Genomic DNA, 19151 nt, shown 5'->3' with positions numbered 1-19151 from the left:
AAAGAACCATTAGAGGTTGCATCAGAATTAATAGTAAAGGTTCCATTTTGAGATAAATTTCCTTCCATAGTTAAAGAGCCTCCTGTGTTTATTGTTAATGAAGCTCCTGTATTTATAGTTATATTATTGGCAACTGCATTGGTGCCAGAAGTAATTATAGGTTTATTGGTTACATTAGGTATTACAAGATTATCTGAAGCTATAGGTATTGAGTTAGGGCTCCAATTACTGGCTGTAGTCCAATTTGTGTTGGTAGCTCCAGTCCAACCTTTTCCTGTAGTTGTAAAATTATTTACAGCACCATAACTTGTACCAATAGAATTGATTGCATACGCTTTGTAAGAATATTGAGTGCCTGCTGCTAAACCTGTAATAGATTCAGAAAACACTCCTGTTCCTGTTCCGTTTGTGTCTTGTGTAACATTAGCTCCTCCAATTGTAGGGTTTGCATTTTCGCTTGTAATGGAATATACAATACCTCTACCTGTTACTGCCTCTCCACCATCTGCGGTTACATTTCCTGCTAGTGTTGCAGAAGTATTTGCAACAGAACTTGCTGCAGTTGTTGTAACTGTTGGTGCTGTTGTTGCAACGCCCAATACAATATCATCTATACCAAAAGTTTCTGGACCACCCCCACTTAAAGTAATTGTAATAACGGTAATGTTAGTCCAATTAAGAGTTACAACCTCACCTGCAGATTGGGCAATACCTTCTGTAACTACTGAGTTACTGCCTCCAGTAGGTGTAAATACTATATTAGATTCACCTCCAGTTCCAGCATCTGCTATAAAGTTGAAAATACTTAAAACATTAACAGCAGTGCTAAATGTAATAGTCATAGAAGTACTAGTATCTGAATTTTGTGTAAATACTACATTTCCAGAAGAGCCCTCAAAACCACCACCATTAACTAGCTGAGCATCATTATTAGAAGTAGTAACAGTGGCAGTAATACCCCCTAAAGTTTCTGTAACATTAGTACCATTATCAGTACCTGTTTCCCAATTAAATGTCTGTGAAACAGACACTTGAATGGTTAATAAAATTAATAAAAAAGTAATTTTTTTCATAATATTTCTTGGTTATGAGTTTGATAGTAAAAATAAATAAAAAGAGAAAGAAAAAAACAGGTGTTTTTACCTGTTTTTTTCTTTCTCTTTTTATCAAGTCCTAACTTCTTGAAGGGAAGATGCCTTCTGTAGCAATAATATAATTGACAGCTAAGAAAGGTTGCATGTTATTATGAGGTAAACTTCCACCATTATTTAAAACAGTTAAACCAGCATTACCACTTAAAGCTTGACCATTTACGGTTTTACCAGCAATTATAGGCCCAAAATTCTTTGTTCCTTTAGTAGCCAAACCATCTGGAACGTTTCCTACAGCTGGAATATCACCTTCTAGAGGAGTTTCGTTAACAGCAGTATCAGTACTTAATAGAATATGTTGATCTTGTGAGACAGAGTTTTGTGTTAAATGATTATGAGAAGGCATTTCTGGTGTTATTAATGTATGCGTTGGCTCACCTCCTTTTTGCCCCAATCTGTATGAAGGTAATCCTGGCCCGTTTCTTGGCCCTATTGGGGCTCTACCTCTTAAATCTGGTAAAGCAAAAGTAGTTCTTCCATCTCCACCATAAGTTGTTCCTAACAAGGAAAAAAGTGCAGAGTATTGAGAAATTGGTAATAATTGACCGTCGCAAAAAGCCCATCCTCTTGGGGCAAAATTTCCTGCGAATAACATAATTGATGCTAACATTGGATCCATAGTATATAAATTTTATTGGTTAAACATATTTCAAATTTATATTTATTGCTAATTGTATTTTAGAGAACAACTTCTTAAAAAGTAAAAAGGGTATAAATACTGTTTTGTAAAGTATTTATACCCTTTTTAATGAAATGAATATTTTTTAAAGATTAAAATCTGGGGTAATTTCTATTAGTTTTTTTTGGATTCCGTAAATTACCAGACCAGCCACATTTTTAGACTGTGTTTTTAAAAGTAAATTATTTCTGTGGCCTTCTACTGTTCTTGGACTAATAAATAGTTTTTCTGCAATTTCTGAAGTAGTGTATTGTTCGCAAATAAGTTCTAAAACATCTATTTCTCTGTTAGAGAGTAATTTTTTATCTAAATCGCTTTTAATACGTTTTCCACTAGATGATATAATGTTTTCATGAATAATTTTTAAAACATTTTCATCATAATAAAACCCTTTTTCAAACACCTCATTAACAGTATGGATTACCATTTTAGGGCTTGTATTTTTTAGTAGGTAAGAAGAGGCACCAACATCTATCATATTGGTAATAAAAGATTTACCACCATAACTTGTTAATGCTATTATTTTAATATCTGGATGTGCTTTATGAATAACTTTTGTGGCTTCTACACCATTTACTTCTGGCATTTTTAAATCCATTAGAATAACATCAGGAAATTCTTCTGTATTAGTAATAAAATCGATGAGTTCTTGACCGTTTTCTGCTTCAAAAATGACATTAAAATTGGCTTCTCTTTCTAAAAGAAAACGAATACCTTTTCTAAACAACTGTTCATCATCTGCAATGGCAATATTTATTTTTTTCATTTGGAGGGATTTATGATGGTTATCGTTATTTTAAAACCTTTATTGGGCTTGCTTTCTATTTGTTGATTAGCTTCTAGTAAAGAAACTCTACTTTCTATATTTTTCATACCCAAACCTTTTTGATTTTTTTGGTCTGAGGAATCAAAACCAATACCATTATCTGAATAGGTAAATAATAAATTATTGTTTTTTATGTTGATATTAATATTACTCCTTATTGCTTTTCCATGACGTACAGAATTGTTAATGAGTTCTTGCACAATTCTAAAAAGATGCAATTCTTTTTCTGGTAATAAATACCCTTTTGGGTAGTCTAAATTGTAATCTATAGTAATTTTTCTACTATTGCTAAATCCGTCTGCCAATTCTTCTATGGCTTCTTTAAGTCCAAATTTTTCTAAAATTGGAGGCAATAAGTTGTGAGCAATTTTACGAGCACTTTCTAGTGTTTTGTCAGTTGCAGTTAAAATAGCATCGTTTACAAAAGCGTATTCTTCTGGTTTTAATTCACCATCTTTAAGCAAATTTGCATTTAAATTAATTACGTTTAATTTAGAGCTAATATCATCATGTAAATCTTGGGCAATACGTTTTCGTTCGTCTTCTTGCGTTACAATTATAGATTCTATCATCTCTTTTTGATGATTTACTTCTAAAGTTTTCTTTTCAAGCTCTTTCTCTACTATTTTTTTTCTAGAAAAGAAGAAAAACGTAAGTAAAGCTCCAGCCATTAGAAAAAGTAGCAAAGTTCCTATAATTACTATTGAAATCACTTGATTGTCTTTGGTAAAGAATTCTTCCATTAGAGGTTTTGGTTAGACAAAACTAAGGTAATGAAAATATTTCAAGTAAAGATAGATGGAAATTTATTTGGATTTATAAGTGTTTTAAAAATTAGGTGTTTATACCTGTTTTTAGAAAAATAGTTTTATTCTTTAATTGCAGGCTTTCTAAAGTTTTTATACCATTCTATAAAGATTAGTGTTAGGTAAAGGAGATATAAAATGTTATTTATAAACCAAACGTATCTTTTAAAAATTCTTGATGTTTGTGCTTCCATAATAAAATTACCAACAGCAAATAAAAAAGTACTAGAAATTAAATAGATGAAAACTCCTGAATTTAAGTAGATGTATTTTTTTGTAAAATCTAAATTCTCGAAAAAGTATAAAAAAGCATAAAATATAAGTGGTAAAGACGTAATAATAACCTCTGTTAAATTAAATCTAAAATATTCTTCTGGTTTAATAATATAAATAATGATGATAAAAATGGGAATAAGTACCAAAAAGAGTTTTACCAATTTTTTTTTGATGCCTTTTTCAAAAATATTTTTATAAAAAAAGCTTAAAAATAGAAACTGTACTACAAAATAATAATGCGATAAAAATAAATTAGGTTCTTTATAATAAGCTAAATAAGAAGACCATATTTGGATAATGAGTATTGCTAAAAGATAATAACATATAATTTTAAAAGCCACCGAAAATTTTCGATAGCTTTTAAAATATAAAAATGTATTAATGGCCAAAAATAAATGACCTACATATATAATTAACTTATATATATCCATAAATATTAGCCATTACCATTTAATGGACTTCCATCATCACAGGTAGCAGGACAAGGATCTGTAAAATCATAAATTTCTCCACCTTCTGGATCTAACACATCTGTGTCTTCAGAAGATAACTTTAGCATGTCTTTACCGTTTTTATCAACACCAACAATCATTAATTTTTCAATAAAAACATTTTCACCTTCAACTTTTAATTTTTCTACTCCAATATAAGCTCTAACACCTTCTACACCATCTTCTTGTAATACTTCAATTAAATCTTTTTTAGGAATGTTAAAAGCCCTACACTCAAAATATTTGTTGTAAGAAGCTTCATCATCTCTCCACTCTTTAGCCCATTTTTTTGCAGTTTTTAAACTAATTGTATTTCTTGGATTTGGTTTAGGTCCTTTGTTTGGTTGTGCCATAATGTTTAATTTTTTATTAAAATTTAAGTTTGGTTAAAGTCTAAAAATATATAAAATAGATGAATTGTAGTATTAATACCCAAAATTTAATTTAAAAACAGGGGTTTTTACTTAGTTTAAAGCTAATTATTATAGGTGTTTTCCTATGGAATGTATTTAAAAACTTGTATTTTCGTTCTATGTCATCATCTTTAGAACTACAATTAAAAACCTTACCAAATTCTCCAGGAGTCTATCAATATTTTGATAAAGATGATACTATTATTTATGTAGGAAAAGCAAAAAATTTAAAGAAAAGAGTAACTTCTTATTTCACAAAAAAACATGAGAATGGTAAAACTCGTGTCCTTGTAAAAAACATTGTTCGCATAAAACATATTGTTGTAAATACAGAAACAGATGCGTTACTGTTAGAAAATAATTTAATAAAAAAATACAAACCCAAGTATAATGTCTTATTAAAAGACGATAAAAGTTACCCATGGTTGTGTATTAAAAAAGAGCGTTTTCCAAGAATATTTTTAACAAGAAGAGTTATTAAAGATGGCTCTGAGTATTTTGGACCTTATACTTCTGTAAAAACAGTTAGAATTTTACTAGACTTAATCAAAGAGTTGTATTCTTTAAGAACCTGTAATTATGATTTGAGTCAAAAAAATATTAATGAAGGCAAGTATAAAGTCTGTTTAGAATATCATTTAAAAAATTGTAAAGGCGCTTGCGAAGGTTTAGAAACAGAAGCACAGTATAATGAATCTATCAAAGAAATAAGAAATATTATTAAAGGAAACTTTAAAGAAAGTTTAGATAGATTTACTAAAATGATGCTTACTTTTTCTGAAAACATGGAGTTTGAAAAAGCACAAAAAATTAAAGAAAAACTAGACAGGTTAAATAATTATCAAGCAAAATCTACCATTATCAATCCATCTATTAATAATGTAGATGTTTTTTCTATTATTTCTGATGAAACGCATGGATATGCAAACTTTTTAAAAATTTCTAACGGTTCTATCATCCAATCTCATACCACAGAAATCAAGAAAAAGTTAGATGAATCTGATAGAGAATTGCTTGAGTTATTCATAGTAGAAATAAGGCAGCGTTTTAACTCCCAATCTCCAGAAATTTATGTGCCATTTAAAGTAGCTTTAGGAGAAAATATTAAAGTAACAATTCCTAAATTAGGAGATAAAAAACGAATTGTAGAACTATCTGAAAGAAATGCGAAATACTACAGGCAAGAGCAATTTAAGCAAATTAAAATTGTAGATCCAGACAGGCATACAAAAAGAATTATGGCGCAAATGCAAAAAGATTTACGCCTTTCTGTAGAACCAAGACACATAGAATGTTTCGATAATTCTAACATACAAGGAACAAATCCTGTGGCTGCTTGTGTGGTTTTTAAAGATGGTAAACCAAGTAAAAAAGATTATAGGCATTACATCATAAAAACTGTAGAGGGACCAGATGATTTTGGCTCTATGGAAGAAGTTGTGTATAGAAGATACAAGCGTTTGTTGGCAGAAGATGAACCTTTACCTCAATTAATTATTGTAGATGGAGGTAAAGGACAACTTTCATCTGGTTTAAAAGCATTAGAAAGGTTAGGTTTGCGTGGTAAAATTGCCATTATTGGTATTGCAAAACGTTTGGAAGAAATTTATTATCCTGGAGATCCAATACCTTTGTATTTAGATAAAAAATCGGAAACGTTAAAAATTACACAGTATTTAAGAAACGAAGCCCATAGATTTGGAATTACATTTCATAGAAATAAGAGAAGTAAAAGTGCCATAAAATCTGAATTAGAACAAATTCCTACTATTGGTAGTCAAACAATTACAACTTTATTACGTAAATTTAAATCGGCTAAAAGAGTAAAAGAAGCTTCTTTAGAAGACTTAATAGCTTTAATAGGTAAAGCCAGAGCAACAAAAGTCCACCAATATTATCATCAAAAGTAATTATGAAAAGAAAATTTATTTTATTTTTTTTAAGTATTAGCCTATTTGTAAACGCTCAGAAAAAACAACCAAAAGTAGGGTTGGTTTTAAGTGGAGGAGGTGCTAAGGGTTTTGCACATATTGGTGCTTTAAAAGAAATTGACAAAGCTGGTTTGCAATTGGATTATATTGGAGGCACAAGTATGGGAGCCATTATTGGAGGCTTGTATGCAGTTGGTTATTCTGCAAAACAAATTGAAGAAATTGTTCTAGAAACAGATTTCTTAACGCTACTTAGAGATAGGCTTCCTAGAAGTTCATCTCCCTTTTTTGATAAAGAATTTGGAGAAAAAACAGTAATTACTTTGCCCGTAAAAAACGGAGCTATTGGATTACCACAAGCAGTTTCTAAAGGACAAAATGTATTAAATTTATTATTAGAATTGTTTGACTCTAAAGATGGGAGTAATGATTTTAGTAAGTTTTCTGTTCCTTTTTTTTGTATTGCTACTGATGTAGAAACTGGAGGAGAAATTCTATTAGAAAAAGGTTCTTTGCCTATTGCACTAAGAGCAAGTGGCTCTTTTCCTACTTTATTAAATCCAGTTTCTGTAAATGGTAAATTATTAGTAGATGGTGGTGTTGCCAACAATTTTCCTGTAAGTATTATGAAATCTAAAGGAATAGATATTGTAATAGGTGTAGATGTAGAGGGTAAACTTTATGAAAAAGATAAGTTAACTTCTGCAATATCTATTATGAACCAGATTGTTAGTTATCAAATGTATAATAAGAGCAAAAAAGAAAAAGAAAAAATAGATGTGTATTTACATCCAGATATATATAAATATAGTGTAGTAGATTTTGATAAAAAAGACGAAATCTTAAAAGAAGGGATTAAAGAAGCAGAAAAATTTAGAAATGTTTTTAAAGATATTGCAAGCAAGCAAACACACAAGAAAAAACGCAAACCTATAAAATTTACCAACAAAAAACTTTTAATATCTGATATTGGTATTTCTGGAATAGAAAACTACACAAGGTCTTATGTGTTAGGAAAACTAAACATAAAAGAAGGAGATAGTTTATCAAGAAGACAATTAACAAAAAGAATATACCTATTATCTGCTACAAAAAACTATAATAAAATAGAGTACAATTTAATAAAAAAAATAGATGGTTCATACTTACTAAGTTTTGATTTGGATGAATCTGGAGAGAATGCAAATCTTAAGTTAGGAGTACATTATGATCTACTTTATAAATCTGGTGTTTTAGCAAATTACAGCCAAAAAAAACTATTAAAAAATAACGATTTATTGTCTTTAGATATGATTTTGGGAGATAATTTAAGATATAACTTAAATTATTTTGTAGATAATGGTTTTTACGTGAGTTACGGTTTTAGGTCTAGATATAATAATTTTAGAAGCAACTCTAAATTTAATCAAGTGTCTAATTTACCAACTGTTAGTAGAATAAATTTAAGTTACTCAGATTTTACAAACCAAGCTTTTTTTCAAACAACATTTAATAGAAAATTTGCATTAGGTTTAGGGTTAGAACATAAATGGATAAAAGCTTCTACAGAAACTCTAGCCTCACAAGCCAATACAGAAAAAATTATTGATAGGAGTAATTATTACAGCCTTTTTGGATATTTGAAGCTAGATACTTATGACCAAAGATACTTTGTAACAAAAGGTTATTTTGCAGACTTAAACTTTAAATGGTATTTATCATCATCAGATTATAACAACAATTTTCAACAATTTTCACAAGCAAAAGGTACTATTGGTTTTGCAACTACATTTTGGGATAAATTAACGTTTCAAAATACCAACGAAGCTGGTTTTACTATAGGAAATCCAACATCAAATATTTTCGATTTTTATTTAGGAGATTATAACCAAAATTACATTAACACATTTATATCTTTATATGGTTATGAATTTGCAGAATTGTCTGATAATTCTTTTGTAAAAACTCAATTTGATTTAAGATATAGAATGGCTAACAAACATTATCTAACATTTATAGCAAATTATGCAAGGTTAGATGATAATGTTTTTAAAAATATTAAATTATTTGATAATATAAAATCTGGTTACGCAGTTGGTTATAGTTACGACTCTTTTATAGGCCCTATAGAATTAAAATATAGCTGGACACCAGATGTTAAAGATGGTCATTGGTTGTTTAATTTAGGTTTTTGGTTTTAATACAAAAAGGCACTCTAAAAAGTATTATTTTTTAGATTTTGTACTTAAATAAAATTCTTCATACGTTTCTAAAAGATTCATTAAAGCAATTATTAAATCTTTAGTTTCTAATAAAATACTAAAATACAAGGTTGTGTTTTTTGGACTTGTTTCATCAGACCTAATTCTTGTAACCTGGTTTTCTATAGATTTAGAAACATTCTTTAACAACTCGTTCTTTTCTATTAAAAGCGCATTTAAATCGTCAAATTTTCTTTCTTCAAAAATTTGAGCTTCTTTGGTTAATAAAGTAGACAATTCTATATCTATTTTCTTTAAATCTTTTATCTGACCTTTCTTTAAGTTTTTATGGTTGTTGTTTACATGCTTGTAACTAGCTTTAGATATATAACTAATAGATTGAGCAATATCTTGTAAGTATCCTAAAACAATTAAATAAAATCTACTTGCTTGCACAGAAGTATCATCTAATGACTTAATAAAATAAAATACACCATCTTTAAGGCCATCAATCTCATCATTTAATTTTGCTACATGTTTATCTGTTTTACGCAGTTTATTCAAATCATGATTTGCCAAATCGTTAACAACATTGGTATATAGTTTATTGGTTCTGTTAATAACTCCAGAAATATGATCTGCACTTTCTTCAATAACTCCATTTATAGTTATAGATTCTACTCTTTCTATAAATTCTTGTTTTTTAACTTCTTTTGATTTTTTTCTGTGAAGAATGTTGTTTCTTCCAATTAAGAAAACTACTAAAGCCAATAAAACAGGAATCATAACCATATCCCAACTAATTAAATAAGCAACTAATGCAGCTGCTAAAAATGCTGTAATAGCAGTTAAAAACCAACCACCAATAACGTTAATTACACCAGCCACTCTATATACAGCACTTTCTCTTCCCCAAGCTTTGTCTGCTAAAGAAGTTCCCATAGCAACCATAAAGGTTACATAAGTTGTAGATAATGGTAACTTCATAGAAGTTGCAATAGATATTAGAATACCAGCTACAATTAAGTTTACAGAGGCTCTCACCAAATCAAAAGCAGGCAACTCGTAGGTTTTATCTTTAGGCAAAGAAATTACAGGTTTCTGAAATTTAGAATCTATAAAGTTTAAAGTAGATTTTGGTATAATATAACTTATGCCTGTATTAATTGCCATAGAAACTCTTACAATAATTCTAGATAATGGGTTGGGTTGAAATTTTTCATGTCCATCTCCTTGTCTAGATAAATCTATACCAGTTTTTATTACATTTTGTGCTTTGCTAGAGGTCCATAAAGTTACCACCATTATTGCTCCAGCAACAAGTAATAACCAAACATTAGAAGGCACTTTTTCTGCTAAAACTTCCATAGAAAAAGCATCTGCAGTAACACCAGAAGCTTCCCAAGACTGGTAAGAATTCCAGGCAGCAATTGGTACACCAACAAAGTTTACCAAATCGTTTCCAGAAAAAGCCATGGCTAAAGAAAATGTACCTACACCAATAATTAGTTTTAAAATATTTATTTTAAAAACTTGGATTAAAAATTGAGAAATTATAGACCAAATCACAAAACTTCCTGCAATAATTAAAAGTGTATTGCCTTCGATTAAGTATTTTACATCGTTATAAAAGGGAGTTCCTTTCATTCCTTTAATTATAATAAAATAGGTAATGGCTGTAATTGCAAAACCCCCAAAAAGAGAATTTATATACGTTGCTCTTTTTTCGAAATTAAAAGAATAAATTAATCTAGATATAAATTGTACAATTGCCCCAACAGAAAACGCAACAACTACAGACAGTAAAATTCCATTAATGATTTCTAATGCTTTTTTATGGTTAATGTAGTTCCAAATATCTGTAATAGACTGTGAGTCATTAGCCGAAATTTTGATTAAAGAAATACATACAGCAGCTCCTAGCAATTCAAAAACAATAGAAACTGTTGTAGAGGTAGGCATTCCTAAAGAGTTAAAAATATCTAGCAGTAAAATATCTGTTATCATAACTGCCATAAAAATAAACATGATGTCTTGAAACATAAACATGCTAGGATTAAAAATACCTTTACGTGCAACCTCCATCATTCCACTAGAAGTTACAGCTCCAAAAAACACTCCTAAACTAGCAATTATCATAATATTTTTTACAGATATTGCTTTAGAGCCAATTGCAGAATTTAAGAAGTTTACAGCGTCATTACTAACACCAACAACCAAGTCTACAACTGCTAAAACAGCCAATGCAACAAGCATTAAAATATATGGATCTCCCATTTTGTTTAGTTAAATTAGTTTGCAAATTTACAAACACAGAATATTGTGTATGTTACCTTTACGTTATATTATATTGTTTGTAAATGTACTTCTACCTGCAGTTTAAATAACTTTTTACTGGCTTTATTTACATTTTTTATTAACATGATGCGAATATTTTTGAGATTTAAAATCTCAATTTCGACTTTTTTTCTTTTTGCAAATAACTAAAAAAAAATGTGAATTAGAGAGTATAAAATTTATCTTTTAAAAAACAACTTAACATAAAAAATAAAACTTTTTAAAATTAGGCTGTAGCAATATTTTTTAATAAAAAGACAATTAAAAACGCCTATTTCAAATTAATAAACTGTTAACAAATATATTTTAATTAACCTTTAGTTAATGTTTCTGTAATACAATCATAATTTACAAATAACATAGACTTTACAAATAACATAGACTTTTGCGCCAGTAAATCATACAACTAAAATGAAAAAATTTTTATTTATTACTTTTTTAGCTTTAAGTCAAATAATAGTAGCTCAAAGCAAAGGAACATTAAAAGGTTTGTTAACAGATAAAGAGGCGAATAATGAACCTCTGCCTTTTGCAAACATTATTATAAAAGGTACAACAATTGGAACAACTACAGATTTTGATGGTAACTACACTTTAAAAGTACCAGCAGGAAACCACATAGCTGTGTTTAGTTTTTTAGGATACAAAACTGTAGAAAAATCTTTTTCTATAAAAGAAGGAGAAATTTTAACCATAAACCAGTTAATGTCTGCAGAAGAAGGTGTTGGTTTAGATGAGGTTGTTGTTAAGGCCTCTACAAGTAAAGAAAAGACAAGTGCATTAATTTTAGAACAAAAGAAAGCAGTATCTATAAAAACTACAATTGGGGCACAAGAATTAGCAACAAAAGGAGTTTCTGATGCAGAAGGAGCAGTTACAAAAACAGCAGGAGTTTCTAAAGGTTCTAAAAATGTTATTGTAAGAGGTTTGGGAGATAGATATAATTCTACTACAATGAACGGTTTACCTTTACCTTCTGAAGATCCAGAATATAAAAACATTTCTTTAGATTTTTTTGACACAAGTATTATAAAGAATATAGGAGTAAATAAAGTGTTTACATCAGATTTGAATGGAGATGTTGGTGGAGCCAATGTAGATATTGTTTCTAAAGAAGTAATTAAAAATAAAGAAGCTAGTTTAGGCTTTTCTTTAGGAGCTAACACACAAACTGTTAGTAAAGAGTTTTTAACAATAGATGGTACAAACAGATTTGGAACACAAAAACTAAATCATAACATAACAGATTTAGACACCTATTCTTTTAGAAATTCTTTTAAGCCAGCATCTCAAAATTTTCAATTAAACAATAGTTTTTCTTTTAAATATGGAAGAAAATATGATGTTGGTAAAGAAAATACTTTAAGTTATTTTTTTGTGGGTAGTTTTGATGCAAAATACAATTTTGTAGAAGGAAACATTAAACAGAATACTACAGACGGAAGTGTAGCACCATTTAAAGATCAAGATTTTTCTAAATATGATTATAACGTTTCTCAATTATTAATGGGAAATGTTAAATTTAAAACAGAAGATTACACAATTGCATACAACCACCTATTTATTCATAATAACAAACAATCTATTGGAGATTACTTTGGTAAAGATGACCCTCAAGATGATGGAGATTTAGAATTTCAAAGAAGGCAACAAACCAATAATAATGAGTTGTATGTAAATCAGCTTTTAGGAAACTATACTATTTCTGATAGATTAGAATTAGAAGCAAAGGGATCTTTAAACTTTATTAGAGGTAATGAGCCAGATAGAAGAACAAATAAATACTTATTACGTGATGGGTTTTACAACCCACAAACAAGTTCTGCAGGAGAAAATGAGCGTTATTTTTCTAAACTACAAGAAAATGATTATGCTGCAAAAGCAAAACTAACTTACAAGTTAAAAGAAGATGAAGATGATAAAAGTATTTTAGATTTTGGTGCAGATTATAGATATACAGAGCGTTTATTTGCAGCAACAATCTTTAATCATGGTTTTTCTCAAAGATTTCCAATAACAATAGACAATCCTGATGCAGTTTTTAATCAAAATTCTATAGATAATGGAGTTTTTGTAATGGAAACTGGTAGAGGTAGAAACGTACGTGTTTTTGATCCTTTTACATACAGAGGTAAAAGATTAATCACAGGTGTTTTTAGTAACATTGTTTATCAATTTAATGAAGATTTAGTTGTTTCTGGAGGATTAAAGTTTGAGAGAAATCATCAAAGAGTAACTTATGACACAAATATTGCAGCAAGCAGTATAGATGGACCATCAGAAATAGATAGAAGTTATATTTTACCAAGTTTTACCATTAAGTATAATTTTAATGAAAATAGTATTTTAAGAATTGCAGGAAGTCAAACGTATACATTTCCTCAGTTTAAAGAAACTGCCCCTTTTAAATACCAAGATGTAAACTTTTCATCACAAGGTAATCCAAATTTAAAACCATCAGAAAATTATAATATAGATACGAAGTACGAATACTATTTTTCTTCTTCAGAATTAGTTTCTTTAACTGGTTTTTACAAATACATTCAAAACCCAATTGCAAGAAGCGAAATACCTTCTGGAGGTAATACACTAACATATTTAAATGTTGGAAATGATGCTTCTATTTTAGGATTTGAATTAGAAGCACGCAAAAATATTTTAAAAAGTGATGATACTGTAGAAAATGAATTTTCTTTAAATGCAGGATTAAATGCATCTGTATTATTTTCTAAAGTAAATTTAGATACAAACTCTATTGCACAGTTTCAACAAGCATCTAGTCAATTAGAAGGAGCAACTCCATTTTTAATGAATGCAGATGTAACTTTTAATAAAAAATATTCAGAAAGTGAGTTAACAACATCTTTAGTATTCAATTATTTTTCAGACAGAGTATACTCTATTGGTACAAGAGGTTTTGAAAACATTATAGAAAAAGGAATTCCTACACTAGATTTAGTTTCATCATTAAAATTAGGAAAAAAATACAGCCTTAAATTAAAAGCTACTAATATCATAAATCCATCATTTCAATTAAGTAGAGATAGTTCTACCAGTGGAAATAATGTAGTGTTAAGTAATTTTAAAAGAGGTGTTAACTTAAGTTTAGGATTTGCTTACGATTTTTAACAAAAGCTATTTTTAGTAACAATTCTTTAAAACAAAACCAATAAAAAAGAAACATACATACTGCAATTTTGCAGCAGTTAAAAAAATCAATAAACAAACAAAACAATGAAAAAAGTAATTTTATCAATTTTATCAATTTCTACTTTACTATTATCTAGTTGTTCATTAGATAATGATGATGCAAACTCAGGAGGTAACAATGGAGGTACAGCTACTGCACAAAACTTAGCAGGCAACTTAACAAAAGACTTAACATTAGATGCTAGTGTTGCTCACAATTTAACAGGAGCATTATTAGTAAAAGATGGTGCAACTTTAACTATAGAAGCAGGTACAAGAATTAATGCTTTAGCAGGAGGTACAGATGTGTACATTTTAGTAGAAAAAGGAGGAAAAATTATTGCAGATGGTACAGCTGCAAAACCAATTTTATTTACTTCTAATGCTTCTATTCCTAAAGCAGGAGATTGGGGAGGTATAATTATTAATGGTAAAGCACCATTAAGTAGACAAGCATCTGCAAGCAGTAATGCAGCAACAGAGGTTAAAAACTCTATTTTCTTTGGTGGTGATGATGCTGCTGATAACTCAGGAATTTTAAACTATGTAAAAATAGAATATTCTGGAGCAAGAATAGATGATGAAGCAGAACACAATGGATTAACTTTAAATGGTGTTGGTTCTGGAACAACAATATCTAACATTGCTATTTTAAATGGAGATGATGATGCTATCGAGTTCTTTGGTGGTTCTGTAAATGCATCTAATATTTTAGTGGTTAATGCTAAAGATGACATGTTCGATTTTACACAAGGTTACACAGGTACTTGTACAAACTTATATGGTATTAGAGAAGCAAATTACACTGCTGTAACTTCTGATCCAAGAGGTATAGAAGCAGATGGTAATTTAGATGGAAACACACCAACAGATATTGCTCAATCTGTATTTATAGTTAATGGTTTAACGATTATTAATAATGGAAATGGCGTAAATATGGCTGATGCTATAAAAGTAAGAAGAGGTGCAACTGCAACTATTACAAATGCTTATGTAGCTTTAGGAGCTGGAGCAACTTATTCAGATTTTATAGATTTAAAAGATGGTAAAACAGATGCAAACGATAATACAAAAATTACTGCTGTAGGTAACACTGCAAATGGTTTAGATATTACAGATAATAAAAATACAACTTCTGGTGGAGCTACAATAACTACTTCTGCTGGTACTTCTGGTGGAGCAGATAAATCTGTATTTGCTTGGACAGGATATAATTTTTAAGAAAAAGAAAATTATTTTACAAAAATAGCAGGCCAAGAGCCTGCTATTTTTGTAAATAATAGTTAGCTTTTTTTATTTGTACAACAAGCCATTTTACAATCTTCTTTGCATTCTTTTTTGGCACCCATTTTGTGTTCGCAATTTTCTTTACAAGCATCAGAACAAGCATGAACTTTTTTAGAAGCTTCAGTAGCTTTGTACAAATCTCCTCCTGCAATTCCATCAACAAAAGCAATTAAATCTTTTTTTGATGTTTTGTTAGCATCAAATTCTACAGTAGCAACACTGTCTGTAAAAACAACTTTCGCATTTAAAACACCTTCTTTTTTAGACAATTTAGATTGAATAGTTTTTGCACAACCAATTTCGCAAGTCATTCCAGAAATGGCTAAAGAAACATTTTCTTTTTTTACAGGTAAAACATCTTTTTTAGTTTCATTTTTACATCCTATTAAAACAAAACAGGCAATTGCGATTGAGAATAGTAAATTTTTAGTTTTCATATTGCTGATATTTACATCCATTTAAAAATGGCATCAAGTTTAATTATTAAAATATTGTGCAAATTTATGAATATAAGAGTTCACTTTTAAAGATTTGTCGGATTTTTGTGCTAAACAAACTTCAAAAATGACGAATCAACAACAAAAATGGCTCTATCTCATTATTCTTTCTGTAGTTTGGGGTAGTTCTTTTATTTTGATGAAAAAAGCACTTTTAGGAGTTACACCAATACAATTGGGTGCTTTACGAATGATTTTTACGGCTGTTTTTTTGCTTTCTGTTGCACCAAAATCTTTACAAAAAATTCAAAAAAAACATTATAAATATATAGTTTACACAGCTCTGGCTGGTACTTTTATTCCGGGTTTTTTGTTTGCTTATGCCATAACAACAATAGACAGTGCTGTTGTGTCTATTTTAAACTCTTTAACACCATTTAATACCTTAATTTTAGGGGCAATTTTTTTTGGTTTTGGGTTTAAAAGAAGTCAATTATATGGAATTTTAATTGGTTTAATAGGTACTTTAATTTTAATCTTAAAAGGTGCTCAAGTAAACCCAAATCAAAATTATTGGTTTGCTTTCTTAATAATTATAGCCTCTGTTGGTTATGCATTAAACGCAAATATGGTTAAAAAGTATTTGAGCGATTTAAATGCACTTTCTATAGTAACAGGTAATTTTTTATTGTTATTAATACCTGCAACTATAGTCTTAGCCTGTACTGGCTTTTTTGCTACTTTTAGTACTAAAGATCCAGTATTGTTAAAATCGCTTGGATATTTGGCAATTTTATCTATAGTAGGTACAGGAGTCGCAAAAACGATTTACAATAAGTTGGTGCAGATTTCAGATCCTGTATTTTCTTCTTCAGTAACCTATTTAATTCCACTTGTGGCTATTTTTTGGGGTGTTTTAGATGATGAAAAATTAACACCCATTCAAATTTTTGGAGGTATTGTTATTTTATTAGGAGTTTATTTAGTGAATAAGAAAAAATAGTTTTTCGTTTTAAAATCTGAATATAAAAAAAGAGCCAAAAACTAAATTTTGACTCTTTTTGATACATCTTTTTTAAGGTTGATTATTTAAAATCTGCATCTGTAACTCCTTCGTTAATTTTTATTTCTTCAACTTTAAAATCTAAGTTCATTGGTCCAGATTTTAAAACCATGCTATGAGGAAATTTAATTCCGTTTACAGCCTTATAATCAGAAAAAGTAGTTGGTACTTTTACTTCTTTTCCATCAGGTGTTTTAACGGTTCTTACTTCTTTAACTTTTAAGCCAGATGCCATGTCGTAAAATATTTCTTTATCTCCATGCTTTAAAACAATGGCATTTTTGCCTTCTAAAGGTTCAATTCTTACAACTTCTGCATTGGTGTAAGCCAAATCACTAAAAACAGAATTCTCTTTTTTTGCTTTTGCTATTTTTTCTGGGGTTACATCTTTTCTTTGGCCTCTACTTTCTTCGTAACCTTTGGCTCCATCAAAAACGCTCTTTTGCATTACATTACCCATTACAGCAATTGTCATTAAATTTTTGTTTGGTGCAGCTGCTTTTGTTGTCATTACTAAAGGAGTGCCTTGTATGGTTGCTTTAGAAACTATCATTACTGTTTTTACCTCTTTTACTTTATCACTTCCGCCAATAGCATCAAAATATTTATTCACTACTTTTTCTGCGGTCATTCCTTTAGGAACTGGTAATGTCATTGGTGGTTTTACAGTTGGATTTCCTTCTTTGTCAAAATACTTGATAACATAATCTGTTTTTTCAAGGTTTTTTAACACATCTATTCCTTTACCTGTAATTACAATTCTAGCTTTATTTCCTTTAAAATATTTAATAGCAGCATTTTGAACGTCTTCTAAAGTAACTGCATTGATGTTTTTTAAGTAATTTTCATAATAATCTTTTGGTAAATTATTCTGTAAAATATCTAAAGCATAATTTGCTATAGTAGCAGGACTTTCTACATTTCTTACAAAATTACCTACATATTTAGCTTTTGCAATTTCTAGTTCTTTCGCATCTGCTTTTTTGTAACGAATTTTAGTAATCTCTTTCATTGCTTCTACCACAGAACTGTCTGTAACCATGTTTCTAACAGACGCAGATGCTTTAAAACGAGAAGCATATCTACTAGCATTAATGCCAGAATAAGCACCATAAGTGTATCCTTTGTCTTCACGTAAATTTTTGTATAACCTTCCAGTTCCACCTCCACCAAGAATTTGGTTTGCTAGTAATGCAGCATAATAATCTGGATCATTCATTTTTAAATTTACAGCATTAATAATGGCAACTTCAGATTGTACAGCATTTGGCATATTAATAAAATTAATTTCTGTGGTAGAAGGGTTTTTAACTTCTGGTAAATTAGAAGCCATCATTTCTCCTTTTTGCCATTTGCTAAACAAAGAAGTTATTTGTTTTTTAACGGTTTTAAAATCTACATCACCTAAAACTACTAAATAAGCATTATTAGGTTTAAAGACTTTGTTGTAATAAGCTTTTACATCTTCTAAAGTAATGTTGTTTAATGTTTTTTCCGATGTAAATTCTCCAAAAGGATGATTTTTCCCATAGGTTAATAAACGGTCTACTCTTCTTGCAATAGCAGTAACACTATTTTCAGAATTTTTAATTGCATCTAAAGCTTGTTTCTTTTGTTTGTCAAATTCTGCTTGATTAAAAACTGGATTAAAAGCAGCATCTGCCATTAATTCTAAAACTCTAGGAAAATACTTAGATAAAGAGCTTGCAAAAGCACTTTCTGAGCCAAAATTAATATTTGCACCTAAATAATCTACTTCTTTATCAAAGGCTTCTTTAGACATTGTTGTAGTTCCTGTTCCTAACATACCACCAACAAATTGCTCAACCCCTTTTTTATCACCTTTTGCTATTGGTGGGTTATCAATATCAAGAGTTACAGATACTCTAGGTAATTTATGATTTTCTACAACTAAAACTTGCAAACCATTTGGAAGTGTAAATTTTTCTGGAGTTCCAATATTAATTTTTGGAGCGGGTCCAGATGCAGGCATTTTAGATCTATCTATTTGGGCAGAAACACTTAATGATAGAAATAATAATGTAATGATTGAATATATCTTTGTTTTCATTATTCTTTTTTTAA

General features: G+C 29.4%; 14 protein-coding genes. 5 read left to right on the top strand and 9 right to left on the bottom strand.

Annotation, left to right across the window (positions count from 1 at the left end; genetic code table 11):
* From ACY2RW_RS09520 to ACY2RW_RS09495, 6 genes are all read right to left on the bottom strand, one after another.
* A partial coding sequence (locus ACY2RW_RS09520) for a DUF8693 domain-containing protein (RefSeq protein WP_490122490.1) occupies nucleotides 1-1073 on the bottom strand: 1073 nt, incomplete at its 3' end.
* A 100-nt stretch (nucleotides 1074-1173) separates the two neighbouring features.
* A complete protein-coding gene (locus tag ACY2RW_RS09515) occupies nucleotides 1174-1770 on the bottom strand; it encodes a phage tail protein (RefSeq protein ID WP_490122489.1) in 597 nt (198 codons plus the stop codon).
* A gap of 145 nt (nucleotides 1771-1915) precedes the next feature.
* The gene (locus tag ACY2RW_RS09510; protein ID WP_490122488.1) at nucleotides 1916-2596 is read right to left on the bottom strand and encodes a response regulator transcription factor; all 681 of its coding nucleotides are present in this window, start codon (nucleotides 2594-2596) and stop codon (nucleotides 1916-1918) included.
* Nucleotides 2593-3399: a sensor histidine kinase gene (locus ACY2RW_RS09505; protein ID WP_490122487.1), complete on the bottom strand. Its 807-nt coding sequence runs from the start codon at nucleotides 3397-3399 to the stop codon at nucleotides 2593-2595. Before ACY2RW_RS09505 ends, ACY2RW_RS09510 begins: the two co-directional genes overlap by 4 nt.
* A 125-nt stretch (nucleotides 3400-3524) precedes the next feature.
* On the bottom strand, nucleotides 3525-3899 hold the full coding sequence (locus tag ACY2RW_RS09500; protein ID WP_490122486.1) for a hypothetical protein: 375 nt from the start codon (nucleotides 3897-3899) through the stop codon (nucleotides 3525-3527).
* 275 nt (nucleotides 3900-4174) lie between these two features.
* Nucleotides 4175-4582: a hypothetical protein gene (locus ACY2RW_RS09495; protein ID WP_490122485.1), complete on the bottom strand. Its 408-nt coding sequence runs from the start codon at nucleotides 4580-4582 to the stop codon at nucleotides 4175-4177.
* A gap of 179 nt (nucleotides 4583-4761) precedes the next feature.
* Here ACY2RW_RS09495 and uvrC point away from each other — a divergent pair, with 179 nt between their 5' ends.
* Nucleotides 4762-6552 carry an excinuclease ABC subunit UvrC gene (uvrC, locus tag ACY2RW_RS09490; RefSeq protein ID WP_490122484.1) on the top strand — a complete coding sequence of 597 codons (1791 nt, stop codon included), beginning with the start codon at nucleotides 4762-4764 and terminating at the stop codon, nucleotides 6550-6552.
* A gap of 2 nt (nucleotides 6553-6554) precedes the next feature.
* Nucleotides 6555-8753, top strand: coding sequence for a patatin-like phospholipase family protein (locus ACY2RW_RS09485; protein WP_490122483.1), 2199 nt, complete (start codon nucleotides 6555-6557; stop codon nucleotides 8751-8753).
* Between the two features lie 24 nt (nucleotides 8754-8777).
* Here the strand turns inward: ACY2RW_RS09485 and ACY2RW_RS09480 are convergent, their stop codons facing one another.
* Entirely contained in the window at nucleotides 8778-11030 is a 2253-nt protein-coding gene (locus tag ACY2RW_RS09480) for an inorganic phosphate transporter (protein WP_490122482.1), read from the bottom strand.
* Between the two features lie 471 nt (nucleotides 11031-11501).
* Here ACY2RW_RS09480 and ACY2RW_RS09475 point away from each other — a divergent pair, with 471 nt between their 5' ends.
* Together ACY2RW_RS09475 and ACY2RW_RS09470 are read left to right on the top strand one after the other, a co-directional pair.
* Entirely contained in the window at nucleotides 11502-14219 is a 2718-nt protein-coding gene (locus ACY2RW_RS09475; protein WP_490122481.1) for a TonB-dependent receptor, read from the top strand.
* Nucleotides 14220-14324: 105 nt separating this feature from the next.
* Entirely contained in the window at nucleotides 14325-15500 is a 1176-nt protein-coding gene (locus tag ACY2RW_RS09470; RefSeq protein WP_490122480.1) for a hypothetical protein, read from the top strand.
* A 62-nt stretch (nucleotides 15501-15562) separates the two neighbouring features.
* On the opposite strand, the gene ACY2RW_RS09465 is transcribed toward ACY2RW_RS09470, so the two are convergent.
* Nucleotides 15563-16003, bottom strand: a complete 441-nt coding sequence (locus tag ACY2RW_RS09465; protein WP_490122479.1) for a cation transporter — start codon at nucleotides 16001-16003, stop codon at nucleotides 15563-15565.
* A gap of 127 nt (nucleotides 16004-16130) precedes the next feature.
* On the opposite strand from ACY2RW_RS09465, the gene ACY2RW_RS09460 reads away from it, so the two are divergent.
* A complete protein-coding gene (locus ACY2RW_RS09460; RefSeq protein ID WP_490122478.1) occupies nucleotides 16131-17006 on the top strand; it encodes a DMT family transporter in 876 nt (291 codons plus the stop codon).
* Between the two features lie 82 nt (nucleotides 17007-17088).
* Here ACY2RW_RS09460 and ACY2RW_RS09455 read toward each other — a convergent pair whose 3' ends face one another.
* Nucleotides 17089-19137 (bottom strand): M16 family metallopeptidase, encoded by a 2049-nt coding sequence (locus ACY2RW_RS09455; RefSeq protein WP_490122477.1) that lies wholly within the window; start codon nucleotides 19135-19137, stop codon nucleotides 17089-17091.
* Between the last annotated feature and the right edge of the window lie 14 nt (nucleotides 19138-19151).

This window comes from Polaribacter sp. 2305UL8-11 (assembly GCF_058147165.1).
This window is presented reverse-complemented; position numbering and strand designations above follow the sequence as displayed.